Origin of the sequence: Kitasatospora sp. NPDC058406, assembly GCF_042722765.1 — a bacterium.
GTDB lineage: Bacteria > Actinomycetota > Actinomycetes > Streptomycetales > Streptomycetaceae > Kitasatospora.
Genome location: NZ_JBHXKE010000062.1, coordinates 14,326 through 39,904, shown reverse-complemented (window position 1 = coordinate 39,904; position 25,579 = coordinate 14,326). Strand labels below are relative to the sequence as shown.

General features: G+C 73.0%; 19 protein-coding genes and 1 tRNA gene. 3 read left to right on the top strand and 17 right to left on the bottom strand.

The annotated features are described in order from the left end of the window. The 8 genes from ACFWOG_RS14835 to ACFWOG_RS14800 form a co-directional block, all read right to left on the bottom strand. The coding region (locus tag ACFWOG_RS14835) for an NAD-dependent epimerase/dehydratase family protein (protein ID WP_285736291.1) at positions 1-103 on the bottom strand (103 nt) is incomplete at its 3' end. A 330-nt stretch (positions 104-433) separates the two neighbouring features. Continuing rightward, on the bottom strand, positions 434-1,102 hold the full coding sequence (locus ACFWOG_RS14830; protein ID WP_329883360.1) for a response regulator transcription factor: 669 nt from the start codon (positions 1,100-1,102) through the stop codon (positions 434-436). A gap of 169 nt (positions 1,103-1,271) precedes the next feature. After that, positions 1,272-1,344: transfer RNA gene (locus ACFWOG_RS14825), tRNA-Thr, on the bottom strand. Positions 1,345-1,453: 109 nt separating this feature from the next. Then, positions 1,454-1,864 carry a helix-turn-helix domain-containing protein gene (locus ACFWOG_RS14820; protein ID WP_329953011.1) on the bottom strand — a complete coding sequence of 137 codons (411 nt, stop codon included), beginning with the start codon at positions 1,862-1,864 and terminating at the stop codon, positions 1,454-1,456. A 226-nt stretch (positions 1,865-2,090) separates the two neighbouring features. Continuing rightward, the gene (locus ACFWOG_RS14815; RefSeq protein ID WP_329953010.1) at positions 2,091-3,431 is read right to left on the bottom strand and encodes an MFS transporter; all 1,341 of its coding nucleotides are present in this window, start codon (positions 3,429-3,431) and stop codon (positions 2,091-2,093) included. A gap of 158 nt (positions 3,432-3,589) precedes the next feature. Then, positions 3,590-4,888, bottom strand: coding sequence for a type VII secretion-associated serine protease mycosin (mycP, locus tag ACFWOG_RS14810; protein WP_380358367.1), 1,299 nt, complete (start codon positions 4,886-4,888; stop codon positions 3,590-3,592). A gap of 179 nt (positions 4,889-5,067) precedes the next feature. Next, positions 5,068-6,648: a hypothetical protein gene (locus ACFWOG_RS14805; protein WP_380358364.1), complete on the bottom strand. Its 1,581-nt coding sequence runs from the start codon at positions 6,646-6,648 to the stop codon at positions 5,068-5,070. Between the two features lie 94 nt (positions 6,649-6,742). After that, complete coding sequence (locus tag ACFWOG_RS14800) at positions 6,743-7,294, bottom strand: hypothetical protein (protein WP_329953007.1); 552 nt, start codon at positions 7,292-7,294, stop codon at positions 6,743-6,745. 386 nt (positions 7,295-7,680) lie between these two features. On the opposite strand from ACFWOG_RS14800, the gene ACFWOG_RS14795 reads away from it, so the two are divergent. Next, a complete protein-coding gene (locus ACFWOG_RS14795; protein ID WP_380358361.1) occupies positions 7,681-9,687 on the top strand; it encodes an FUSC family protein in 2,007 nt (668 codons plus the stop codon). A 102-nt stretch (positions 9,688-9,789) separates the two neighbouring features. Here the strand turns inward: ACFWOG_RS14795 and ACFWOG_RS14790 are convergent, their stop codons facing one another. From ACFWOG_RS14790 to rsmI, 7 genes are all read right to left on the bottom strand, one after another. Beyond that, on the bottom strand, positions 9,790-11,604 hold the full coding sequence (locus ACFWOG_RS14790) for an ABC-F family ATP-binding cassette domain-containing protein (protein WP_329883353.1): 1,815 nt from the start codon (positions 11,602-11,604) through the stop codon (positions 9,790-9,792). Between the two features lie 165 nt (positions 11,605-11,769). Beyond that, a complete protein-coding gene (locus ACFWOG_RS14785) occupies positions 11,770-12,702 on the bottom strand; it encodes a 4-(cytidine 5'-diphospho)-2-C-methyl-D-erythritol kinase (protein WP_329953005.1) in 933 nt (310 codons plus the stop codon). Positions 12,703-12,711: 9 nt separating this feature from the next. Then, on the bottom strand, positions 12,712-13,581 hold the full coding sequence (rsmA, locus tag ACFWOG_RS14780; RefSeq protein WP_329883351.1) for a 16S rRNA (adenine(1518)-N(6)/adenine(1519)-N(6))-dimethyltransferase RsmA: 870 nt from the start codon (positions 13,579-13,581) through the stop codon (positions 12,712-12,714). Positions 13,582-13,860: 279 nt separating this feature from the next. Further along, the gene (locus tag ACFWOG_RS14775; RefSeq protein ID WP_329953004.1) at positions 13,861-14,739 is read right to left on the bottom strand and encodes a TatD family hydrolase; all 879 of its coding nucleotides are present in this window, start codon (positions 14,737-14,739) and stop codon (positions 13,861-13,863) included. Between the two features lie 37 nt (positions 14,740-14,776). Continuing rightward, on the bottom strand, positions 14,777-16,402 hold the full coding sequence (metG, locus tag ACFWOG_RS14770) for a methionine--tRNA ligase (protein ID WP_329883349.1): 1,626 nt from the start codon (positions 16,400-16,402) through the stop codon (positions 14,777-14,779). A gap of 247 nt (positions 16,403-16,649) precedes the next feature. Beyond that, positions 16,650-17,117, bottom strand: a complete 468-nt coding sequence (locus tag ACFWOG_RS14765; RefSeq protein ID WP_355400766.1) for a hypothetical protein — start codon at positions 17,115-17,117, stop codon at positions 16,650-16,652. Positions 17,118-17,473: 356 nt separating this feature from the next. Continuing rightward, positions 17,474-18,340: a 16S rRNA (cytidine(1402)-2'-O)-methyltransferase gene (gene rsmI, locus ACFWOG_RS14760; RefSeq protein WP_329883347.1), complete on the bottom strand. Its 867-nt coding sequence runs from the start codon at positions 18,338-18,340 to the stop codon at positions 17,474-17,476. A 289-nt stretch (positions 18,341-18,629) separates the two neighbouring features. Between rsmI and ACFWOG_RS14755 the strand changes: the two genes are divergently transcribed. Together ACFWOG_RS14755 and ACFWOG_RS14750 are read left to right on the top strand one after the other, a co-directional pair. Further along, positions 18,630-20,396, top strand: coding sequence for a dolichyl-phosphate-mannose--protein mannosyltransferase (locus ACFWOG_RS14755; RefSeq protein WP_380358376.1), 1,767 nt, complete (start codon positions 18,630-18,632; stop codon positions 20,394-20,396). 179 nt (positions 20,397-20,575) lie between these two features. Then, positions 20,576-22,348, top strand: coding sequence for a penicillin-binding transpeptidase domain-containing protein (locus ACFWOG_RS14750; RefSeq protein WP_355400768.1), 1,773 nt, complete (start codon positions 20,576-20,578; stop codon positions 22,346-22,348). A 105-nt stretch (positions 22,349-22,453) separates the two neighbouring features. On the opposite strand, the gene ACFWOG_RS14745 is transcribed toward ACFWOG_RS14750, so the two are convergent. Next, on the bottom strand, positions 22,454-23,863 hold the full coding sequence (locus ACFWOG_RS14745; RefSeq protein ID WP_329953000.1) for a glycosyltransferase 87 family protein: 1,410 nt from the start codon (positions 23,861-23,863) through the stop codon (positions 22,454-22,456). Between the two features lie 124 nt (positions 23,864-23,987). Further along, positions 23,988-25,556 (bottom strand): amino acid permease, encoded by a 1,569-nt coding sequence (locus ACFWOG_RS14740; protein ID WP_380358353.1) that lies wholly within the window; start codon positions 25,554-25,556, stop codon positions 23,988-23,990. Positions 25,557-25,579 lie beyond the last annotated feature (23 nt).

Sequence of the window (25,579 nt, the reverse complement as noted above, 5' to 3'; positions counted from 1 at the left end):
AGAGATCGTCCAGGACGGTCACCTGGTGACCCGCCTCCAGCAGGTGGGCGGCCACCACACTGCCGACATAGCCGGCGCCACCCGTGACCAGGTACTTACTCATGCTCGACCTCCAGCGGACGATGGTTCCGCCGTCGGCGGGCCATCGGAGACGTACGTACGACTGCGGCCCATTCTCCCTGGCCCCCAGGGTGCTCCGGACCATCGGGACGGCCACCCTATGCCAGGTTTGACCCGGTTCCGGATGCCCGTACGAGCCCCGTACGCCCGCACGACACTTCGGGCTTCGCGCCCGCAGCCGGGCCGGGCGTTCCCGAACGGTGGAGCACCCCGGTCCGGGGCCCGCCGCGGAGGCCGGAGCCGGGCCCGGGCCGGGCGCCCGGAGACGGGACCCGGGCCGTGGAACCGGGGCGGAATCGGCGCCGCGCCACGCTCAGGGCCGGGCCATCCGGTCCAGCAGCCCGGTGCGCGCCGCGACCGCCGCCGCCTCCAGGCGGGTCCGGGCACCGAGCTTCATCAGCACCCGCTGGACGTGCGTCCGCGCCGTGCTCGCGGCGATCCGCATCCCCGCCGCGATCGCCGCGGTGTCCTCGCCGTCCGCGATCCGCGCCAGCACCTGGACCTCACGCCGGGTCAGCAGCCGCAGCAGCCGGACCGCCTCGTCGTCCGGCTCCGCCGCCGGCCTGAGCAACTGGTCGAAGGCGCCCCGGAGCACCTCCACGGTGACCGCCGCCTCGCCCGCCCGGGCCCGGGCGATGGCCCGCTCGACCACCTCGATCCGCTCGTCGCTCGGCACGTAGCCGGCCGCACCAGCGGCGAACGCCCCTGCCACTCCCCGCAGTTCACCAACCGGACCGAGAACGATGACCGCCACCTCGGGCCGCTCCCGGCGGATCCGGCGCAGCCCCTCGAAGGCCCCCGGATCGGCCGGCGCGGACACGCCCAGCAGGCACACCTCCGGCCGCCGGCCCGCCACCAGGTCGGCCGCCGACCCCGCCGGCGAGCCGACCGCGAGCACCCGGTGACCACGTAACTGGAGCGCGGTGGCCAGCGCCTCCGCCAGTAGCCGGTGGTCGTCGACCACCACGAGTCGAACACCCATGAGGCCCTCCAGGTCGGCGTCCGGCCCGCGCCCCCGCCCGCTCGGGACAGATGGCCGATGACGCACCATCACAGCGCATTCCGTACCCGACTTGCTAGGCCGTCTCACCGCCACCGCGAGGGCGGACACACGAAAAAGACCCCCGCCTGATGGCGGAGGTCCTTTGCCGAGCCCCCATGCGGAATCGAACCGCAGACCTTCTCCTTACCATGGAGACGCTCTACCGACTGAGCTATAGGGGCTTGTTCACCTCGTCCGCGCCAGCCTGACCACTGCCCGCTCGAACAAGGAAGACACTACACGGCCCGGCGCCGGAAAGGGAAATCGACCCGGGCCGGGATCCGGCCGCGTTCAGCCCTCCCCGTTCGCCCGGTCGACCCCCTCCCGGACGGCCAGCATCGCCGGGGCGTGCTCCTCGGTCCAGCGACCGAGCGGCGCGACCAGATCGGCCAGCTGCAGGCCGAGCGGCAGCAGCTCGTAGACCACCCGCGGCGGCGTCTCCGGGTACACCGTGCGCCGGACCAGCCCGTGCCGCTCCAGCGTGCGCAACGACTGGGTGAGCATCTTGCGACTGATCCCGTCGACGGCTCGCCGCACCTCGGAGAACCGCTGCCCGCCCAGCTCGCCGAGGCTCATCACGATCAGCAGGGCCCACTTGTCCGCCAGGACGGCGAAGACGACCCGGCTGGGACAGAGCCGGGCGAAGACATCGAGCCCCTGCGCCTGCCCGACCACCGCCGGACGGCGCTCCTGTGTCGTCATGCCGCCAGCGTAGCGATCCGGGCCCCCGATCCCCCTCGGTCACCAGAGGGGGGACCCGGTCCCCCGCCCGGACACTCCGCCTTCCCTTCCTACCCGGCGGCACGGGCTCGCCGCCACCGGCCTCACCAACTCGGCCTCATCAACTCGGCCTCCGGGAGCGGCGGCCGGAGCACGGCCCCGGCCACCGCGCCTGCGCCGGCCCCCGGCCGACCCCCGCCACCGCGCGCTACGCCGCCGGGTCCGCCTCCGCCCCCAGGCGGCCGGTCACCCGGCGACGCCCGCCGTGCGCCCCGGCCACCGCCAGGTCCGTCCCGCTCGTCTCCGGCAGCAGCCGCAGGCAGAGCAGTGCCACCACCCCCCACACCGCCAGGTACCAGCCGACCGGCTCCGCCGTCCCGTACGCCTCCGTCAGCCTGGTCGCGATCAACGGGGTGGTCGCCCCGCCCACCACCCCGCCCAGGTTGTAGGTGAGCGCCGCCCCCGTGTACCGCACCCGGGTCGGGAACAGCTCCGGCAGGAACGCCGCCAGCGGACCCAGCAGGCACCCCAGCACCACCATCGCGCCCGCCAGCGCCAGGAACATCAGCGGCCGGCGCACCGTCTCCAGCAGCGGGAACAGCACCAGACCCCACGCCACCGCCAGCACCGTCGCCAGCTGCAGCGTCCACCGCCGCCCCCACACGTCACTGCGCCGCGCGCTCAGCCACACCGTCACGCCTTTCCCCGCCGCGCCCGCCAGCAGCATCGACAGCACCAGCGTGCTCGGCACCCCGAGTCCCGTCGTGGCGTACGCCAGCGCGTACGTGGTGGTCAGGTAGAACAGCGCGTACCCCACGGTGATCGCGCCGCAGCCGAGCAGCACCGTCCGCCAGTGCCCGCGCAGCACCTCCATCACCGGCGCCCGCTCCGCCCCCGTCCGCACCTCCCCCTTGAACAGCGGCGTCTCCTCCAGCCGCAGCCGCACGAAGAGCCCCACCGCCACCAGCGCCAACGACGCCAGGAACGGCACCCGCCAACCCCAGGACCGGAACGCGGCCTCGTCCAGGCCCAGTTGGAGCGCCAGGAACACCCCGTTGGCCAGCACGAAGCCACTCGTCGGCCCCAACTGCAGATACGCCCCGTACCGCCCACGCTGCCCGGCCGGCGCGTTCTCCGCCACCAGCAGCGCCGCACCGCCCCACTCGCCGCCCAGACCCACCCCCTGGCACACCCGCAGCACCACCAGCGCCACCGGCGCCCACCACCCCCACACCGCGAACCCCGGCAGCAGTCCCACCGCAGCCGTCGACAGCCCCATCAGCAGCAACGACACCACCAGCGTCGTCTTCCGCCCCAGCCGGTCCCCGAAGTGCCCGAACGCCACCGCCCCCAGCGGCCGGGCCAGGAACGCCACCGCGTACACCGAGAACGCCGCCAACAGCGCCCCCACCGTGCCCAGTTCGGGGAAGAACACCCCGCCGAAGACGAGCGCGGCCGCCGTCCCGTAGATAAAGAAGTCGTAGAACTCGATCGCCGTACCGATCAGCGCCGCAGCCGCAGCCCGCCGCATCTGTCCCTTCGCACCCATACCACCACCCTGGCGACCTCCCGACGCCCCGGACCAGCCTCCACCCGAGTGACACCGGCGCCCTCACCCCCACCACGCGCCGCCCCGCACGCCGGTCCGAACTCCCGCCCGGAGAAGGCCGCGTACCGTGCAAGGCGCGGGGCACACCTGCCGTCGGGCTACCGCACGTACGGGTTGCCACTCGGCGGCAGAGGCGGCACCCCGGCCGCCCCGGGCCGCGCCGACCGCCGCCGCACCACCACGAACGCCACCCCACCGGACACCAGCACCAACCCACCGGCCACCGCCGCAACCACCGGCACCACACCACCCGAGCCGGCCGCTTCGCCGACCGCCTTACCCTCCCCCGGAACACCCGAGGAACCCGCCGGGCTCACCGGAGCCGCCGGAACGGCCGAGGACGGAGCGGCCGAGGACGGAGCGGGTGAGGACGGAGCGGGTGAGGACGGAGCGGGTGAGGACGGAGCGGGTGAGGACGGAGCGGGTGAGGACGGAGCGGGTGAGGATTCACCGACCGCCTGCTCTGGAATCGGATACACATCCGCCGGCCCCGGATCCCCGGGCTCGGTCAGGGCAACTCGCGGGCGCACAATGCCGTATCCGACGATGTCATTCCGATCGGACCCGTCCGTCGGCTTCCCGGCGGTGTTGATGAGTACCCGCACAACTTGATTGGCACTCCATTCAGGGTGAACCGCCCACAGCAGCGCAGCGGAAGCCGAGACGATCGCTGCGGCATCGGACGTTCCGTGAGTCTTGCAGTACCCCGAAGGCCCAATACACGCGTTGTACATGTCGACACCGGGTGCAGCAACATCGACCTGCGGCCCCTGTTCCGACTCCGGCGCAACCCAGCCGTTCCGGTCCACCGCCCCGACACCGACCACTCCCGGCAATGCTCCTGGATACTCGATCGGATTGCCCGACTGCGCCGAGTTCCCGACGCTGGCGACCACCAAGGCACCCTTGGCGGCTGCGTGCGAGACGGCACCCGTCATCGCCGCCATGTCGGCCTCCGACGCGCCAGCCAAGGTGCCGCCCTGAGAGATGTTGATGACCTTGGCACCCTGGTCAGCCGCATACGTAATGGCATGTCCGATCTGCTTGAAGAACTCCGTCGTGGCAACCCGACCCGCGTTCGAGTCGTTCTTGATCTTCAAAGGCAGAACCCTTGCGCCTGGGGCCAGGCCGAATGCCCCCTTACCACCCATCCCCTTGCCGGATCCAGCAATGAGACTGGCAATACCGGTGCCATGCCCATCAGAGGAGGTCCCCACCCCGCCTGGCAGACCGCTAAAGTCTTTCCCCGGTAAGAGCTGGCCCAGAAGGTCCGGATGCTCAAAGTTGAAACCACCGTCAATGACAGCGACTGTGATGCCCTGGCCTTTGCTGGTCGTCCAGATCTCGGGCACCTTCATGACATCAAGGTGCCATTGCTGCTCTCGGATCGATTCCACAGCAAGTGCAGGTCCCGCCACCGGACCGGCGACGATCCCTGCCGCGAGCACCGTCGCAGTGACCCCCCGCCCACGCACCCATACGCTCGTCCGCCGCATCACAGCTCCCTCGTCGGTCTCGCCGTCAGGTCCGCACCGGCCACCGGGGTGAGCCCAACGGCCGGGCGATCGTTCCCGCGCTACTCGATCACGCCCGGATTGCTCCTCGGAGTACCGCTGGTCCAGGTCTCCTCGTCCTCGTGCAGGTAGTCGGCCCGCTTGCGGCGATCGCGCCCGCTCCGCTCCGCCGTACCGCCCATCATGCCCGGCCCCATCATGCCGTTCTGGACCTGACGCGCCCCGCCCTCGGCAGCAGCCCCAATGCCTGGAGCCCGGTTCCGTAGGCCACTCCCGCCAGGCGTGAACTCCCCGCCGGCCACCGGGCCGCTCTGCCCACCGATGACACCGCCCCCGGTGGAACCGGAGCCACGTCCACGCGAGCCACCTCCCACCACACTGCCGCCGCCAAAACCGCCCATGCCCGGTTGAACACCTCCGCCCTGACCACCGGCCGTGCCCGCCCGACCCTGAGCCTCGCGCGTCCCGAAGACCGGGCCGGACCCACTCGGTCCCGAACCACTGTTTCCCGCAGGAAGGTTCCCGCCTCCGAAGGTGCCTGCGCGGTTCGGCGGGACAGATCCGCCACCACCCTTGACGGGCGCGACAGCGCCACCGAACGGACCGGTCCCTCCGAACGGGGCAGGCCCACCAACGGGGTGAAGGACGGGATCGTTGCCGGGGGTGGTCGGATACCCGGGCACGCCCCCTTGGCCGTGCGATGACACGGAACCGCCATGGCCAGGGCCCGCAGAGCCGGTCGGAGTCGGCGCGGGCGGAAGGCCGTCGAGGCCGGTACCGGGCCGGTCAGTGGGGTACCACGGGGACGGGGACGCTCCCGACTCGCTTGGGTATCGCGGCAGCGGCGCCGATCCACCGGGAGACGAACTCGGTGGGACGTGGCCCAAAGGGCCGGCCCCCTGCGAAGCCGACGCAGACGGATGACTCGCCATGGAGCCGCCACCAGCGACGTAGCCGGTACCTGCTGGGCTGTGGCTACCACCGCGGTAGCCACTACCACTTCGCGAACCGCCCGTGGAGCCACCGGATCCTACGTACGCACCACCACCAATCGTGACGTTCTCCTCACTGTTGCGTGCGCCATGGCTTGATTCGCCCGGCAGCTCAGGCAGCTTGAGGCCGTTCAGCTTGGTGGTCGCGGCCTCGTACGCCTGCCCCAACTTCTCCATCTGGTGAATGGCTTCCTGGTGCGCGGCCTCGATGCGTTTGTGGGCCGCCGCGGCCTCCGCGTAGGAGACCCAGGTCGGGTCCTCCTTCTTCATGATCGCGTCGGTCATCACGGACGGGTTGCCGATCCCGGCCACGCTCACCGTCGAGGGCTTCAGACAGGGCTGCTTGGAGTGGCGGTCCACCGTGTCGATGTCGGTCTTCGGCGGTTCCGGCACGCCGGTCTTCGCGGTGCTCAGCGCCTCGCCGGCCTGGACCATCGCGTCGCCGGCACCCTTCGAGTACTCGCTGATCATCGCCGCCGACCTGTTCAGGTCCGTGGCCCAGGTCTTGAAGCTCTCGGCGGCCGGGCCTTCCCACTGGATCTGGCCGAGGTGGGCGGCCAGCGCCCGACTGAGGTCGTCCAGGACCCGGCTGGCCGCCTTGAGCTGGTTACCCCGGCTGGTCACCTTCGTCGGATCGCTGTTGATGACCATCGACTTGAGTCTGGCGTGCTCGATTCCCTCGAAGTTCGTCCCGCCTGCCATCAGTTGCTCCCCGTGTCACTGGAACTCTTCCCCCGGAGCGGCGTCATGAGAAAGACCCGCCACCGCCCTGCTTCGGCGCCGGTCCGTGCGGTCCGGCCGCCGGAATGTAGGTGTCGGCGTTCTTCGCGACCGCCTTGACCGCCGCCGTCTGGTGTTCCTCGTTGCTCCCGTACGTGCCCGCCGTCTGGGCGACCGCCGCGCTCATCCTGCCGATCTGGTCGGCGAAGGCCTTCGAGAGCTGGGCGATCGCCGCGTGCGTCTTGTCGTACGCGGCCATCAGGTCCTTGGACTCACTGAAGCCGGTGCCGAGGTTCCCCTCCGCCAGTTTCTGTTCCTTGACCTTGTGCTGGGCGGCCTCCGACCCCTCCAGGGAGGCCAGCAACGCGTCGACCTTCTTCTTGAAGTTGATCAGCGTGTCGAGTTCGACCTTGACGTCCTTGGATCCGAACGCCGCCACCAGCGCTGTGGCGCTGACGTCGACCTGGACCTGACTGGCCGTCCTGCCGATCCAACTGTTGTCGAGCGACCACGGCTTCACTTCGCCGTTGGGGCCGTCCGCCCAGCCCGCGCCGCCCGGTCCAGCCTCGCCTGGCACAGCAGTCCACCTCTCCCCCGTTCGCGGGGCGCCCCCGGCGCCACGCCGCGACGTACCGTCAACTACACGGCCGTGCAAGCGAAACGGTCCCGACGACCGGCATCGTCCCGCCCGGGCGCACCCGTCCGCCCGTAGGCCGGGTGCCGCCCCGGCCATGGTAGCCACCGCCCCGCCGGACGGGCAGGGACCATGGCCCGCCTGTATGCGATCGGTACGAACGTGACACACGGCGAGGGGCCCCGCGCCCCGGGGCAGGCCCGCCCGTGGCCCCGCCCGCGGCCCCCGACAGCCGGGGACACCCGGCGGGCGCACCCGGAGGACGCCCCGCCCCGACGGTTAGACTGATCGGGTCCGGTTCCGCCGGATACGACCTCATCTGCCGCGCAATGTCGCACAGCAGCGATCCGGGCCGCCCCGCTCTCCACCCGGGGCAGGCCCCGCAGCAGATCGGACGCAGCCTCGTGACCGCCGCCCCGCCCGCCGACGCCCCCTGGTGGGCCCGCGCCGCCCGGCCGGCGCGGCCTCCGCTGCCGCTCGCGCTGATGGTGCGCGCCGCGTTCGGCATGGCGGTGCCGCTGGCGGTCGGCCTGCTCACGCACCGGGTGGACCTCGGCGTGTTCGCCGGGCTGGGTGCGATGCACGCCACCATGAACGACCGGATCGAGCCGGTCCGGCTGCGCGCCCCGCGGATCGGCGGAGCCGTCCTCGCGTCGGCACTCGGCATGCTGATCGGCACCGCGCTGCAGCACCTCCAGCCGGCTGCGCTCACGCTGGGCGCCGTGTTGACCGTCACGGCCTTCGTCTCGGGGGCGCTGAGCGCGACCGGCCCGCGGGGTTCGGCGGCCGGCATGCTGCTGCTGGTGTCGGCGGCATTGGGCAGTGGCATGCCGCTGCCTCACCCCTGGTGGGCGGCGGCGCCGATGATGCTGGCCGGTGCGGCGTTCGTGGTCCTGCTGGGCCTGCCGTCGCGCAGTTACCGGCGGCCCGCGGCGGATCCCCGCAACCGCGCGCTGGCGGCCGCGTACGACGCGCTGGGCCGGGTGCTGGCCGATCTCGGTACGCCGCAGGGCGCGGCCTCCCGCCAGGTGCTGACGGCCCGTCTGAACCAGGTGCAGGACCTGCTGCCCCCGCCCCGCCCCCGTCTGCCCGATTCGCCGCGCACGGTCCGGCTCCGCCGGATGTACGAGGCGGCGCTGGCGGCGACCGAGGCGGCGGCCGGTCTGCTGTGGGCGTGGCGGCCGGTCCCGGCCGAGGTGGCGGAGGTGCCTGCCCGGCTGGCGCGGGCCGTGGAGCGCGGCGGCGGCGAGGTGCCGGTGCCGGACTGGCTGCCGGACACGCCGTCGCGGCGGGCGTTGGACGCGGCTCTGCGGGCGGCCTCGGAGACGGTCGCGGGCCGCGAGACGGCGCCGGGCACCGCGCCCGCCCCGCCGCCGGATCCGTGGCGGCTGCGGGTGCGGCTGCTGTCGGCCGCCTCGGTCCGGTACGGGCTGCGGGTGGCGCTCTGCATCGCGGTCGGCTCGGCCGTCACGGCGTCGCTGCCGCTCAGCAAGAGCTACTGGGTGCCGATGACGATCGCCTTCGTGCTGAAGCCGGACCTCGGGTCGGTGTTCCTGCGTGCGGTGAGCCGCTCGGTCGGAACGGTCCTCGGGGTGGCGGTGACGGCGGGTCTGCTCTCGCTGACCACCGACGCCTGGGCGCTGACCGGGATCGCCGCGCTCTGTGTGGCCCTGCTGCCGTACGCGACGGCGGCGCACTACGGGCTCAACACCGTGGTGATGACGCCGATGGCGTTGGTCCTGTTGCAGTTGGGCGGGCAGAGCGGGGCGGCCGAGTTCTGGCCCCGGCTGCTGGACACCGTGCTGGCCAGCGCGATCGTGCTGCTGTTCGGCTACCTGCTCTGGCCGGAGCGTGCGCGTCACCGGATCGAGCCGCGCCTGGTGACGGCGGCTGCGGCGCTGGAGTCCTACCTGGCCTCCGTGGCGCAGCCGGACGGTCCCCAGCCGCTCGCCGAGGTGTGGTTGCGCCGGACCGCCTACCGGGCGCTGGCCGACGCCCGGTCGGAGGTGGAGCGGGGGCTCTCCGAGCCTCCGCCGACCGGGCGGCTGGCCGCGCAGTGGCTGCCGGCGACGGCCGCGCTGGAGCGGCTGAGCGGCGCGGTGGCGGCGTTCGCGGCGCAGCGCCGGTACGGCGGCCGGGTGCCGGATCCGGTCGAGGTGGCGCGGGTCCGGCGGGCGCTGGACGATCTGACGGCGGCGGCCCGCGCGCATCGTCCGCCCACGCGCGCGGCGGTGCGGCCGACCCGGCCGCACGACCCGACGCGCAGCGCGCTGGGCCGTGCGGCGGACGAGCTGGACACGCTTCTCGGCAGTGGTCGGCCCGACGGTGGTCGGTAGGCACCCGCAGGGCGCCGGGGGGCCGCCCTCGCCGGACGTGGACCGACCCAGTACCGGCCTCGTACCGGCCTAGTACCGACCCAGAACCGGCCTGGTACCGGCCTAGACCTGCTCGGCCAGCTCCAGCCAGCTCAGCTCCAGCTCCTCCTTCTCCTCCCGCACCGCCCGCAGCTGGGTGTCCAGCTCGGCGACCTTGGAGAAGTCCGCGGCGTGCTCCGCGAGCTGGGAGTGCAGCTTGGACTCCTTCTGGTCCAGCTTGGCGATCTGCCGCTCCAGCTTCTGCATCTCCTTCTTCGCCGCCCGGGCGTCGCCGGACGACAGCCCGGTGGCGTCGGTGGCGGAGCCGGAGGCCGCAGCGGGGACGGCCGGGGCCGAGGCGGCGGCCATCCGGGCCCTCCGCTCCAGGTACTCGTCGACGCCGTTCGGCAGCATCCGCATCCGCTGGTCGCCGAGCAGCGCGTGCGTGACGTCCGTGGTCCGCTCGATGAAGAAGCGGTCGTGGCTGATGACGACCATGGAGCCGGGCCAGCCGTCGAGGAGGTCCTCCAGCTGGTTGAGCGTCTCGATGTCGAGGTCGTTGGTGGGCTCGTCCAGGAAGAGCACGTTGGGCTCGTCCATGAGCAGCCGGAGCAGCTGGAGCCGGCGCCGCTCGCCGCCCGACAGGTCGCCGACCGGCGTCCACTGCTTGTCCTTGCCGAAGCCGAACTGCTCGCAGAGCTGGCCGGCGCTCATCTCCCGGCCCTTGCCGAGGTCGACCCGCGAGCGGACCTGCTCGACGGCCTGGAGGACCCGGATGTCCGGGTCGAGCTCGACGACCTCCTGGGAGAGGTAGGCCAGTCGGACCGTCTTGCCGACCTTGATCACGCCGGACGCGGGCTGGACGTCGCCCTCCGAGGCGTACGCGTCGCGCATCGCGCGCAGCAGCGAGGTCTTGCCGGCGCCGTTGACGCCGAGCAGGCCGATCCGGTCGCCGGGGCCGAGCTGCCAGGTCAGGTTCTCCAGGAGCAGCTTGGGCCCGGCCTTGACGGTCACGCCCTCCAGCTCGAAGACGGTCCGGCCGAGGCGGGCGTTGGCGAACTTCATCAGCTCGCTCTTGTCCCGCGGGTCGGGGACGTCGGCGATCAGGGCGTTGGCGGCCTCGATCCGGTAGCGCGGCTTGGAGGTGCGGGCGGGGGCGCCGCGGCGCAGCCAGGCGAGCTCCTTGCGGGCCAGGTTCTGGCGCTTCTGCTCCTCGACGGCCTCGATCCGGGACCGCTCGGCGCGCGCGAAGACGTAGTCGGAGTAGCCGCCCTCGTACTCGTGGACGGCGCCGTTCTGGACGTCCCACATGCGGGTGCAGACCTGGTCGAGGAACCAGCGGTCGTGGGTGACGCAGACGAGTCCGGAGCGGCGCGCCTGGAGGTGCTTGGCGAGCCAGGCGATGCCCTCGACGTCGAGGTGGTTGGTGGGCTCGTCGAGGACGATCAGGTCGGGCGAGCCGAGCAGCAGCTTGGCGAGGGCGATCCGGCGGCGCTCGCCGCCGGAGAGCGGGCCGATGACGGTGTCCAGGCCGTTGGGGAAGCCGGGCAGGTCGAGTCCGCCGAAGAGTCCCTCGATGATGTCGCGGATGCGCGCGTCGCCGAGCCACTCGTGGTCGGCGCGGCCGGCGATGACCTCGTGCCGGATGGTGGCCTCGGGGTCGAGCGAGTCGTGCTGGGTGAGGACGGCGAGCTGGAGGCCGCCGGAGTGGGTGATCCGTCCGCCGTCCGGTTCCTCCAGCTTGGCGAGCATCCGGATCAGGGTGGTCTTGCCGTCCCCGTTGCGTCCGACGACGCCGATCCGGTCGCCCTCGCTGACGCCGAGGCTGACCCCGTCCAGAAGGGCCCGGGTGCCGTAGACCTTCGTGACGGACTCGATGGTGGCGAGGTTGACGGCCACGTGTGCTGCGCTCCATGGTTCGAGGAATCGGGGCTCGGGCGGAGCCCCGATCCTCCCCAGCCTAGTGGGCCGCCTCGGCCGACCCGGCCGCCGAGCGGTTCGCCGGGGCGGGGCCCGCCCCGCTCGGAGCCGTCCGCGCCCCGCGGGACGAAGCCCCCGGCCGCCTCACCCGGCGAGGACCGCCGCCCCGGGCACCGGCCCGTGGGTGGCGTGCGCGGCCCGGCAGCTGCCGGAGGCGCGCAGCGCGGCGGCGACGGCCTCGGCCGCGTCGGCGTCCTTGGCCAGGAAGGCGCAGGTCGGTCCGGAACCGGAGACCAGGGCCCCGAGCGCGCCCGCCTCGGTGCCGGCCCGCAGGGTGTCGGCCAGGGCCGGCCGCAGGGAGAGCGCGGCGGGCTGGAGGTCGTTGGCGAGCGCCCCGGCGAGGGCGACGGCGTCACCGCCGGCGAGGGCGGCGAGCAGGGCGGGGTCGGCGTCGGGGGTGGGTACCTCGGTGGCGGCGGAGCCGGTGCCGGCCTCCTCGCGGAGGCGGTCGCACTCGCGGAAGACGGCGGGGGTGGAGAGGCCGCCGTCGGCGACCGCGAAGACCCAGTGGAAGGTCCCGGTGACGGGCAGCGCTTCGAGGATCTCGCCGCGGCCTCGGCCCAGGGCGACGCCGCCGGCCAGGGCGAACGGCACGTCCGAGCCGAGCTCCGCCGCCAGGTCGAGCAGCACGTCCGCAGGCGTGTCCAGGCCCCACAGGGCGTCGCAGGCGACCAGCGCCGCCGCACCGTCGGCGCTGCCGCCGGCCATGCCGCCGGCCACCGGGATGGCCTTGGCGATGTGCAGGTGGACGTCGGGCTCGGCGAGGCCGTGGTGGGCGGCGAGCAGCCGGGCGGCGCGGGCGGCGAGGTTGTTCCCGTCCAGCGGGACGGCGTCGGCGTCCGGACCGGTGCAGCCGAGCGTGACGCCCTGCCCGGGCTCGCCCGGGGTCGCCGTCACCTCGTCGCCGAGGGCGACTGCGAAGAAGACGTTGGCCAGGTCGTGGAAGCCGTCGGCGCGCAGTCCGCCGACTCCCAGCTGGACGTTGACCTTGGCGGGGACTCGTACCGTGACGCTCACTGAGGGCCCTTACTCCGGTTTGTGTTCGGCGATCGCGGCGAACTGCTCCACCGTCAGCATCTCGCCGCGCAGCTTGTGGTCGATCCCGGCGCCGGCGAGTGCCTGCTCGGCGGCGGCGGGGGAGCCTGCCCAGCCGGCGAGTGCGGCGCGCAGGGTCTTGCGGCGCTGGGCGAACGCGGCGTCGACGACCGCGAACACCTCGTCCCGGGTGGCGGTGGTGACGGGGGGCTCGTGGCGGATCAGCGAGACCAGCCCGGAGTCGACGTTGGGCGCGGGCCAGAACACGTTCCGCCCGATGGCCCCGGACCGCTTCACGTCGGCGTACCAGTTGGCCTTGACGGACGGCACGCCGTACACCTTGTTGCCCGGCTTGGCGGCGAGCCGGTCGGCGACCTCGCTCTGCACCATCACCAGCGTCCGTTCGATGCTGGGGAAGGTGGCGAGCATGTGCAGCAGCACCGGCACGGCCACGTTGTACGGGAGGTTGGCGACCAGCGCGGTCGGCGCGGGGCCGGGCAGCTCGGTGACCACCATGGCGTCGCTGAGGACCAGGTCGAAGGCGTCGGCCTTGCCGGGCATCCGGGCGGCGACGGTGTCCGGCAGGTGCCGGGCGAGCACCGGGTCGATCTCGACCGCGGTGACGTGCCGGGCGGCCTCCAGCAGGGCCAGGGTCAGCGACCCGAGCCCGGGCCCGACCTCGACCACCGCGTCCTCGGCGGTCACCCCCGCGGCCCGGACGATCCGCCGCACGGTGTTGCCGTCGATGACGAAGTTCTGCCCGCGCTGCTTGGTCGGCTTGACGCCGAACGCTTCCGCCAGGGCCCGGATGTCCGCGGCGCCGAGCAGATGGCTGTCAGGGGTGGGGTCGGTGGTGCTCACGCGCCAAGGATACGGGCGCGGAGGGTGCTCGGAGTTCGACGACCGCCGCGAGGTCGATCTCCACGGGGTACGGCGCCGGGGTCCGCAGCACGCCCTCGTGCTGCGCGACGGGCAGGTGGACGCCCTTCTCCTCGTCCCGGTGGAACTCGCGGACGATCGGCAGGTTGTCGACGCCGCGGCTCCCTCACTGCACTGATGCCGGTCAGCCCGGGAGTGCCCCGGGACTGCCCCCGGGAGTGCCGAACCGTTCCTCCGGAACCCGATGTTCGTTCGATCGGATCAGTACCCGAACGCCCGGGCCGTGTTCGCCGCGAGGGCCGTGGACAGCTCGTCCTCGTGCAGCCCCAGGGTGTCCGCCATCGACCGCACCGTGACCGGGATCAGGTACGGGGCGTTGGGGCGGCCGCGGTAGGGGTGCGGGGTGAGGAAGGGCGCGTCCGTCTCGACCAGGATCCGGTCGAGCGGGGTGGCGGCCAGCGCGTCGCGCAGCGGCTGGTTGGCCTTGAAGGTGACCGGTCCGGCGAACGACAGGTACCAGCCGTGCTCGGCGCAGACCTCGGCCATCCCGGCGTCGCCGGAGTAGCAGTGGAAGACGGTCCGCTCGGGGGCGCCCTCCGCCAGCAGGACGGCGATGACGTCCTCGTGCGCGTCCCGGTCGTGGATCACCAGGGCCTTGCCGTGGCGCTTGGCCATCTCGATGTGGCGGCGGAACGACTCCTTCTGGATCTCCACGCCCTCCGGCCCGGTACGGAAGTAGTCGAGGCCGGTCTCGCCGACCGCGACGACCTGCGGCAGCGCGGCGAGCGCGTCGATCTCGGCCAGCGCCGCGTCCAGGGCGGCGGCCCCTCCCGGGGCCCGCCGCTGACCGGACCAGCCGTCCGGGTCGCCGAGGAAGATCCGCGGCGCCTCGTTGGGGTGCAGCGCGACGGCCGCGTGCACCTGCTCGTACTGGGCCGCCAGCTCGGCGGCCCAGCGCGAGCCGGGCACGTCGCACCCGACCTGGACGACGGTGGTCACCCCGACCGAGGCGGCGCGCGCCAGGCCGTCGGCGGGGGTGCCCGACTGCATGTCCAGGTGCGTGTGCGAGTCGGCCACCGCCACCGCCAGCGGGGCCGGCAGCGGAGGCGGGGTCGACCGGTCGTCGTCCTTCTTCGGCATCAGTCGTCGTCCTTCTTCTCTGCCGCGAGGGCAGGCCTCAGGAGGCCGGCTTCTCTTCGAGCCGCGGGAACAGGATGTCGCCCTTGGTGACGGTCGAGCCGACGGGCAGCAGGCCCCATCGGGCGGCACCGACGACGTCCTGCTCCGCGAGCGCGCCCAGGCCCTCGGCCGCGCCCAGCGAGAGCCAGAGCTTCTCGGCGGTGGCCGGCATCACCGGGTTGAGCAGCACGGCGGTGGCGCGCAGGGACTCGGCGGCGGTGTAGAGGATGGTGGCCAGGCGGGCCCGGCCCTCGGCCGACTCGTCCTTGGCGACCTTCCACGGTGCCTGCTCGGTGAGGTAGCCGTTGACCTGCTTGACGAACTCGAAGATCGCCGCGAGCCCGCCGGCGAAGTCCAGCTCCTCGCCGATCTTCCGGTCGGCGGTCCGCACCGCCGCCGCGAGGCCGTCCGCGACGGCCTGCTCGGCGTCGCCGTGGGCGGTCGCGGCCGGGAGCGCGCCGTCGTAGTACTTGCCGACCATCGCCGCCACCCGGGAGGCGAGGTTGCCGAAGTCGTTGGCCAGCTCGGAGGTGTACCGGGCGGCGAAGTCCTCCCAGGAGAACGAACCGTCGGTGCCGAACGGGATCGCCCGCAGGAAGTAGTAGCGGTACGCGTCGACGCCGAAGTGCGAGGTCAGGTCGGTCGGGGAGATGCCGGTCAGGTTGGACTTGGACATCTTCTCGCCGCCGACCATCAGCCAGCCGTTGGCGACGACCCGCTTGGGCAGCGGCAGCCCGGCGGCCATCAGCATCGCGGGCCAGATCACCGCGTGGAAGCGGAGGATGTCCTTGCCGACGAGGTGCACGGAGGCGGGCCACAGCTCGGCGAACCGCTCCGGGTCGGCGCCGTAGCCGGCCGCGGTGATGTAGTTCTGCAGCGCGTCGACCCACACGTAGAGGACGTGCTTCTCGTCCCAGGGCAGCGGGACGCCCCAGTTGAAGGTGGAGCGGGAGATGGAGAGGTCCTGCAGGCCCTGCTCGACGAAGCGCAGCACCTCGTTGCGGGCCGTCTCGGGGGCGATGAAGCCGGGGTTCTCCGCGTAGAACTCCAGCAGCTTCGGGCCGTACGCGGAGAGGCGGAAGAAGTAGTTCTCCTCCTCCAGCCACTCGACCGGCTTCTTGTGGATCGGGCAGAGCTTCTCGTCCTCGGTCGCACCGTCGAGCAGCTCGGCGGGGAGCTTGTACTCCTCGCAGCCGACGCAGTACGGGCCGGAGTAGCCGCCCTTGTAGATCTCGCCCTTGTCGTACAGGTCCTGGACGAACTCCTGCACCCGGGCGGTGTGCCGCTCCTGGGTGGTGCGGATGAAGTCGTCGTTGGCGATCTCCAGGTGCTGCCAGAGCGGCTTCCACGCCTCCTCGACCAGCTTGTCGCACCACTCCTGCGGGGTGACGCCGTTGGCCTCGGCGGTGCGCAGGATCTTCTGACCGTGCTCGTCGGTGCCGGTCAGGTACCACACCTTCTCGCCCCGCTGGCGGTGCCAGCGGGTGAGGACGTCGCCCGCCACGGTGGTGTACGCGTGGCCGAGATGGGGGCGATCGTTCACGTAGTAGATCGGGGTGGTGACGTAGTACGCGGAGGTGGTGCCCCCGGTGCTGCTGGTGCTGTGGTCTGCAGTGGCCGCCATGGTCGGAAAGCTTAGTCGGGTGCGCGGACCGCCCTCGACCGGCCGCTCGGCGAGGGGCCTCGCCGCAGCCTCGGGCAGGACCCGTCCGAGGGGCCGGACCGCCCGCGCGACCGCCCGGCCACCACTGCCCGGCCCTCCGGCCGTCCAACCCGATAGCCCGCGAGCCCCGATAGCCCCGTAAGCCCGCGCGAGCCCCGAGAACCCTTCGGTCCCTTCGCTCCCCGCGGCCTCGCAGCCTCGCGGCCGATCAGCCCCGCAGCCGCGCCCAGAACCGCGACCAGGCTCCTCCCGCCGCGCCGGCACCCTCCGCCGCCCCGCGCGTCCGGACCGGCCGGGCGACGACCGGCCCGGCGGGCTCGGCGTGGTCGGGGTAGCCGGGGGCGTGCTGGCCGGTCCGCTCGGCGACGGCCACCCGGCCCTCGCGCATGATCCGCACGGTGTGGCCGCCGCAGCCCGGGCAGGTCGGCTTGAGCAGCGGCGACGGCACCCGGACACCGTTGGCGTGGTACTCGAACACGACGTGCCCGTCACGGGCCACGTGGTGCTCGATGTCGTACGCCTGCTCCCACCCGTACCCGCAGCTCAGGCACGCGAAGGAGTAGGCCTCCCGGACGGTCTCGACGGGAGTGTGCGGCCGGCCGGTCGGGCCGGGGCTGCTCGGGCCGGGGTCGCTCAGGGCGTTGCCGCCGCGGGGGCTACCGATCGTCTCGCTCATAGCCGTCTCCCAGCGCCCGCCGGACGCTCGCCCGGCTGGGTCTTTCCATCCCAGGAAATGCCCGGAACCTCCCCGCCGATGCCCGTCTTGTGAAGACTTGGAGGCGGGTTGGGAATCCCTATACGAAAGGGTGGTTCCTGCCCGAAAACCTCGACCGAAACTTCAGCTGGGTGGGCGTTTACCGGGGCCTTCTCTCCAAGGTACGCGCCGGTCCGTCCACCGGCACCCCCGCGCCGGACGGCCGGGGCGGCGCCGGGGCCCGGCCCGCCGCGGCGCACCGCCCCGGCCCCGACCCGGACCCCGGCTCAACCCCTGAACCAAGCCCCTGAACCAAGCCCCCGGACCAGGCTCCTGGTTCAGGCCCCGGCCGCCGCCGCGTTCTTCGCCGCCACCACGGCGTCGAACACATCCCGCTTGGGCAGCGCCAGCTCGGCCGCGACCGCCGCGATCGCCTCCTTGCGCCGCTCGCCGGCCTCCTCCCGGACGGCCACCAGCCGGGCCAGCTCGGCCGGGGTCAGCTCCTGCGGCGCGGCCGGCGGGGCGCCGGCCACCACCACGGTGATCTCCCCCCGCACGCCCTCGGCCGCCCAGGCCGCCAGCTCGCCGATCGGCCCGCGCTTGACCTCCTCGTAGGTCTTGGTCAGCTCGCGGCAGACGGCCGCGGGCCGGTCGGCCCCGAACGCCTCGGCCATCGCGGCCAGCGCCTCGGCGATCCGGTGCGGGGCCTCGAAGAAGACCATCGTGCGCGGCTCGGCGGCGACGGTGGCGAGCTGCCGGGCCCGGTCCCCGGTCTTGCGGGGCAGGAAGCCCTCGAAGGTGAAGCGGTCCACCGGCAGGCCGGACAGCGCCAGCGCGGTGAGCACGGCGGACGGCCCGGGCACGGCGGTGACCTTGATGTCGGCGGTGACCGCGGCGGCGACCAGCCGGTAGCCGGGGTCGGACACCGACGGCATCCCGGCGTCGGTGACCAGCAGCACGCGGGCGCCGCCGAGCAGCGCCTCGACCAGCTCGGGGGTGCGGCCGACCTCGTTGCCCTCGAAGTAGGAGACGACCCGCCCGGCCGTGGTCACCCCGAGCGCCTGGGTGAGCCGGCGCAACCGCCGGGTGTCCTCGGCGGCGATCACGTCCGCGGTGGCCAGCTCGGTGAGCAGCCGGGGAGGGGCGTCAGAGACGTCGCCGATGGGGGTGCCTGCGAGAACGAGTACTCCTGTCACGGACCCCATCCTTCCAGCAACCGGCGCCCGGGCGCTTTTGGTGACGATTCGGGCAGCTTCGGAGGGAGCCGTCCCACGCTCACGGCACACCCCTACCATGTGGCTGGTGAATGGCGACACGGCGGCCCAGACGCCTACTGGTACAGACCACACCCCGCGAGGTGACGTCGGCGTGCCGGTCCTGACGGACCAGCCGTCGTCCGCCCTGCCGGGTCCGCGCGAGGCCGCCCCGGGGGACGACCCCGGCCCCGGCCCCGTCTCCGACCGCGTTCGGGGCCACGCCGAGGGCCCCGAGCCGTTGGCCGGCACCAGCACGAGCACCGTCACGAGCACCGCCGGCGACACCGCCGGCGACGCCGAGGCCGACGGCGCCCGGGAACCGCGCCCGGCCTGGCTGCGCGGTCTCGCCCGGTTCGGCTACACCCCGGCGCTCAAGGCCTCGCAGGCCGAGCGCCTGGCGCCGCCGATGCCGGACGGCCGGGGCGTGACGCCGAAGCGGGTCCCGCCCTCGCCGCTCCTGCTCCGCCTGGGCATATCCCTGCCGACGCCGCTCTGGTCCTGGCTCTGTCGCTGGGCGGGCTGGCTCGGCCCGCTCGCGGTGGCCCTGTTCGCCGGACTGCTCCGGTTCACCGGCCTCGGGCAGCCGAACGCGATCATCTTCGACGAGACGTACTACGCCAAGGACGCCTACGCGCTCTGGCACGGCGGCTACGAGATCAGCTGGCCGGAGGGCGCCAACGACAAGATCATGGCGGGCGCCGGGGTCCCGTACCAGTCGAACCCCTCGTACGTGGTGCATCCGCCGGTCGGCAAGTGGATCATCGGGGCCGGCGAGCAGCTGTTCGGGATGAACCCCTTCGGCTGGCGGTTCGCGGTGGCCCTGCTCGGCACCCTCTCGGTGCTGATGGTGGCCCGGATCGCCCGCCGGCTCTTCCGCTCCACCCTGCTGGGCTGCGTGGCCGGGCTGCTGCTCGCGGTGGACGGCCTGCACTTCGTGCTCAGCCGGTCCGCCCTGCTGGACCTGGTGGTGATGTTCTGGATCCTCGCCGCCTTCGGCTGCCTGCTGCTGGACCGCGACCGCACCAGGGCCCGGATCGCCGCCCGGATCGGCGACGGCCCGGACACGGGGCTCGCCCACCGGCTCAACCTGGGCTGGCGCCCGTACCGGATCGCGGCCGGCGTCTGCGTGGGCCTGACCTGCGCGACCAAGTGGAGCGGCCTGTACGTGGCGGCGGCCTTCGGCCTGCTGACGGTGCTGTGGGACGTGGGCTCGCGCCGGCTGGCCGGCGCGAGCCGCCCGTACCTGTGGACGCTGGTGCGCGACGCGGTGCCCGCATTCGTCTCGATCGTGGGCACCTCGGTGGTCGTCTACATCACCTCCTGGTGGGGCTGGTTCGCCAGCAGCACCGTCCCCAACCAGGGCGGCTACGGGCGGGACTGGGCGGTCGGCCGGTCCACCGACTTCCCCTGGATCCCGGAGGGCCTGCGCGCGCTCTGGCACTACCACTCGACGGTCTACGACTTCCACACCCACCTGAGCGACCCGCACACCTACCAGTCGAACCCGTGGAGCTGGCTGGTGGTGGGCCGGCCGGTCTCGTTCTTCTACGAGTCGCCGAAGCAGGGCCAGGCCGGGTGCACGGTCAGCGAGTGCGCCCGCGAGGTGCTGGGCATCGGCACCCCGCTGCTCTGGTGGACCGGCGCCGTCGCCCTGGTCTACTGCCTCTGGCGCTGGGCGGTCCGCCGCGACTGGCGGGCCGGCGCCGTGCTCTGCGGCCTGGCGGCCGGCTACCTCCCCTGGTTCGTCTACCAGCAGCGGACCATCTTCCTGTTCTACGCGGTCTGCTTCGTGCCGTTCCTGGTGCTCGCGGTGACCATGCTGATCGGTGCGCTGATCGGGCCCGCGGGAGCCTCCCGGGACCGCCGGATCATCGGCTCGGCCGGTGCCGGTCTGCTCGTCCTGCTGATCATGTGGAACTTTCTCTTCTTCTACCCCCTGTATACGGGCGAGACGATTCCGATGGACGACTGGCGACAGCGGATGTGGTTCAACAGCTGGATCTGACGGACCCCGGGCGCGGGGCGGGGAGGGTACCGGAGCGGTGTGCGACACGTACCAGATCCGTCACAAGACCCGGGCGTTTCGTCGGCGCACGGAGTTCGGCTGCCTAGGCTGGGCACCGAACGCGCATCCGGCCACCTCCGGCTGCGGCCCGATCGCCCGACCCTTGGGGGAGCAGCACCATGCGCAGTGGCGCGAAGACCGGCATCATCACCGGCGTGGCCGTCGCCATGCTGGCGGCGGGCGGCTACGGGGCGTACAGCCTCGTCGGCGGCTCGGGCGACTCGGACGAGGCACCCGCCAAGAAGCCGCGCACGGTGGTCGCCGAGCCCCCGAGCGCCGAGCAGGCGGCGGCCGGCGCCAAGGACTTCCTGGCGGCCTGGGCGGCGGGCGACCTCGCCAAGGCGGCCTCGCTGACCGACGACCCGGCGACCGCGACCACGGCGCTGACCGCCTTCCGGGACCAGGTGAAGCCGAGCGGGCTGACCCTCGCGCCGGCCGGCCCGGCCACCCCGGCGGCCTTCGCCTCGGCGACCGGCACCCCCTCTCCGGCGAAGCCGTCGGCCCCCGCCGCCTCCGGCACGGCCGCGCCGACCGCCGCCGCCACCGACACGCCGTCGGCGGCGGCGACGCCCGGGCCGACCGGCGTGCTGATGGGCTTCAAGGCCCGCGCCGAGTTCGAGGGCACCAACCGGGTCTGGGACTACAACGGCTTCCTCAACGTCGTGAAGATGAGCGACGACACCCCGGCCGTGCACTGGGCGCCGACGGTCCTGCACCCGCACCTGGCCCCCGGCGAGGTGATCGCCACCCAGCCGGTCCTCGCCCCGCCCGGCAACGTCGTGGACCGCAACAACAAGGCGCTGAACAGCCCCTCGATCACCGCATCGCTGGTCACCGAGGCGCAGACGAAGGTCCAGAAGCTCCTCGCGGAGCAGAACAAGGACCAGAGCGACGCGGGCAGCGGCGTGGTGATCACCAACCCCGCCGACCCGAACAGCGCCGTGGACCGGCTGTTCACCATCGTCGAGCCCAAGCCCGCCAAGCCGTTCAAGCTGACCGTCGACGCCACCCTGCAGGCGGCGGCCGAGAAGGCGATGACCGACCTCGGGGGCAAGAAGGGCTCGATCATCGCCATCGAGCCGAGCACCGGCCAGATCCTGGCCTTCGCCAACGCGCCCGTGACCGGTCAGAACCGGGCCTTCCAGGGTCAGCTCGCCCCGGGTTCCACGATGAAGATCGTCACCTCGGCCGCGCTGCTGGAGGCCGGGGTCAACCCGGACACCGTGGTGGCCTGCCCGGCGAAGAGCAGCAACCCGCAGGCGATCCCGAACTCGTTCAAGGAGGTGTACCCGAACAACACCCTCCAGCAGGACTTCATGATCTCCTGCAACACCGCCTTCATCGACCAGGGCCTGGCCAGCCTCAAGCCGGGTGCGCTGACCACCACCGCCAAGGACGTCTTCGGCCTCGGCCTGAACTGGCAGACCGGCCTGCGCAGCAGTGACGCCCAGGTGCCGGACGCCGGCACCAACAAGGACGAGCAGGCCATGCAGTCGATCGGCCAGGGCAAGGTCCAGATGAACCCGCTGGCCATCGCCTCGGTGGCCGCCACCGTGCAGAGCGGCACGTTCAAGCAGCCGATCCTGGTCGCCGAGCTGCCGCAGCAGAAGGCCGCGCGCGACCTCTCCCCCGACGCCGCCGCGAAGCTGAAGGCCATGATGGCGGCCACCGCCAAGGACGGCACCGCCAAGGACGTGATGGCCGGGATCTCGGACAACGCCGGTGCCAAGACCGGCTCCGCCGAGGCGACCGGCATCACCACCACCAACAGCTGGTTCACCGCCTTCCGGGGCAACATCGCCGTCGCCGCCGAGGTCGAGGGCGGCGGTCACGGTGTGGACGCGGCCGGACCGGCCGTCGCCTCCGTCATCAAGGCGGCCGGCAACCGCTGAGCCGCGCACCGCAGCCGCACCGCGGCCGCTCCGCACCCGCCCTCCCCGGACCCGCCCGTCCCGCCCGCGCCCCGGAGGCCCGACCGGCCCCGGGGCTCCGGCGTCTCAGCGCCCCGGGAGGGCGGGTTCCGGCCGGGCCAGCAGGCAGCCGACCGGGCGGGGCGGCCGGGCGGTCCACCGCCGGGCCGCCAGCCGGGGCCAGATCATGAGCACCACCGGCAGCGCCAGGTACCCGAACCGTCCGGCCGGGGCCAGCATGAACGCGATCGCCAGCCCGGCGGCCAGCAGGTCGGCGGCGGCGATCGCGGAGACCGGCGGACGGGCCAGCAGCCAGATCGCCACACCGAGCCCGCCCACCGTCAGCAGGACCAGCGAGGCGGTGTGCCCGGTCGGCCCGAACCCGGCCAGCACCTTGCCGGGCAGCGGGCTGCCCGCCGGTGTCTGGATCGCGGTCAGCCCGAGCGGGAACCGCACCACCTGCTCGCGCAGCGCGTCCGCCCGGACCAGCGCGATCGGGGCCATGACGACCAGGCCGGCGCCGAGGGCGGTGAGCCCGGCCTTGCCGGCCGGCCGCCGCCCGTAGAGCCGCCAGAGCAGCAGGACGGCCACCGGCAGCGCCGGCCAGACGGTCCACTTGAGGGTGCCGGCGAGCGCCAGCACCAGTCCGGCGGGGACGGTGCGGTCACGCTCGGCCAGGGCCATGGCCAGGCAGCAGAGCCCGATCAACGGCAGGTCCACGCCGCCGCCGACCAGCGCCAGGGCGATCAGCGGCGAGGCGGTGAGCACGGTCAGCGGCAGCAGCGGCGCACGGTCCCGGGACGGCCGCAGCAGCCGCCAGCCCGCCACCAGGCAGGCCACGAAGGCCAGCGCGAACCAGATCCGGGCGTCCCCGGCCAGCCGCGCCACCGCGTTGCCGTCGCCGAGCAGCGCGCGCGGCACCCCGAACACCGCCATCCCCGGCAGGTACGGGTTGTAGTCGGTGACCGTCACCGGGTCCGGCAGGTACGGGCTGCCGGTGGTGAACAGCAGGTGCGCCGAGCGTTCGACCACCATCACCTCGGACTGGTGGCGGCCCTGGAGGGCGAGCACGGCCAGCGGTACCAGGACGGCGCCGAGCAGGGCGACCGCGGCTGCGCTCCGGGCGGCGACGCGGCGCGGGAGGGCCAGGCAGAACAGCCCGGCGAGGAGGTAGGAGGGGGCGGCGACGGCGCCCCAGAGCCTCTGGTTGGGCAGGTCGGAGACGACCGGGAAGGCGGCGGCCCAGCCGGCCGCGACCAGACAGCCGAGCAGTTGGACGCCCCGGTGCCCGGCGAGCCGGGCCGGATTCAGCCGATCGAGCGGGACCGGCGGACCGCTCTCGCCGCGCTGGTGGGGGAACGGACGACGGGGCGGACGGCCCCGCAGCCGGGCGGGTCTGGCCGGGGGGACGTCGGGGCCGGGCGGGTCCGGGGTCCCGCCCCGACCGGTGAAGCGGCCGCGCGGGCGGGAGTAGCCGGGCGTGCGGGTGCTCACCATGGTGGAAGGTTAGGGCCGGGGGCTGCGCCCTGTCGCCATGTCTGCGCCGCGAGTATCCGCAGGTGCGAACGGGGCCGTCCGGGGGACGGAACCCCCGGACGGCCCGGTTCTCTGCTCAAGGGACTCAGCCGGCGTTCGTGTCGGTCGGCTGCCCCGGACCGGCCGGCCGCCCGGCCCGCTCCAGCTTGGAGTGCTTGATGCTGTAGCCGAAGTACACGACGACCGCGACGACCAGGGCGATCGCACCGGCCCGGAAGGTGTCCGCGTGCAGGCCGGTGATCAGGTAGACGCAGAAGCCGATGCTGATCAGCGGGACGACCGGGTAGCCGGGCACCCGGAAACCGCGCGGCAGGTCGGGCTGGGTGCGGCGCAGGATGATCACGCCGATCGAGACCACCGAGAAGGCGATCAGGGTGCCGAGGCTGGTGATGTCGGCCAGGACGTTGAGCGGGATGAAGGCGGCCAGCGCACCGACGCCGATACCGACCACGATGGTGTTCCAGACCGGGGTGCCGGTCCGCGGCGAGAGCTGGGCGAAGCGCTTGGGGAGCATCCCGTCGCGGCCCATCGAGTACAGGATGCGGGTCTGGCCGTAGATCACCACGAGGGTGATCGAGAAGATCGAGATGATCGCGCCGAACGCGAAGACCATCGCGGGCCAGCTCTGGCCGGTGATGTCCTGGAGGATCTGGGCGAGGCCGGCCTCCTGGCCGTCGAACTTCTCCCAGGGCTGGGCACCGATGCCGGCGACGGCCACCAGGATGTACAGGACGGTGACCACGACCAGCGAGATGATGATCGCCATCGGCAGGGTGCGGCGCGGGTTCTTGACCTCCTCACCGGCGGTGGACACGGCGTCCAGCCCGATGAAGGAGAAGAAGATGCTGGAGGCCGCGACCTGCACGCCGCCGATGCCCAGCGGCATGAACGGGGTCAGGTTGCCGGAGTGGAAGCCGGTCAGCGCGACGCCGATGAAGAGCAGCAGGATGAGGATCTTGATGCCCACCATGGCCGCGTTGACCTTCACCGACTCGCTGACGCCGCGGATCAGCAGGAAGCACACCATGGCGACCAGCAGCAGCGCGGGCAGGTTGAACCAGTGCCCGTTCCCGGGCGCGCCGGAGAGCGCCTCCGGGATCTGGAACCCGAAGGCCAGGTCGAAGAACTTGTTCAGGTACTCGGCCCAGCTGACCGCGATCGCGGAGGCCGAGACCCCGTACTCCATCAGCAGGCAGATGCCGACGCCGAACGCGACGCCCTCGCCGAGGGTGGCGTAGGCGTACGAGTAGGAGGACCCGGAGACCGGGATGGCGGAGGCCATCTCGGCGTAGCAGAGCGCGGTGAGGCCGGCGGTGACGGCGGCGATCACGAAGGAGAGGATCACGGCCGGGCCGGCCGAGGGCACCGCCGTGCTGAGCACGAAGAAGATGCCGGTGCCGATGGTGGCGCCGATGCCGATGGCGGACAGCTGCCAGAGCCCGATCGAGCGTCGCAGGTGGATGCCGGAGCGTCCGCCCTCCTCGGGCGCACCGGCGGGCGGGCCGTCGCGGCCTTCGCTCTCGGCGATCAGGGTGGAGACGGGCTTGCGCCTCATGAGGCGCGCGCCGAGGGTGTTGCTGGCCAAAACGAGGGTCCTTCTAGGCGAGGGAGGGTGTCCTAGCGGCCGGTCACTCGACGCGCCGTGGGGTGCCATCGGGGACCAACCGAACAAAGATG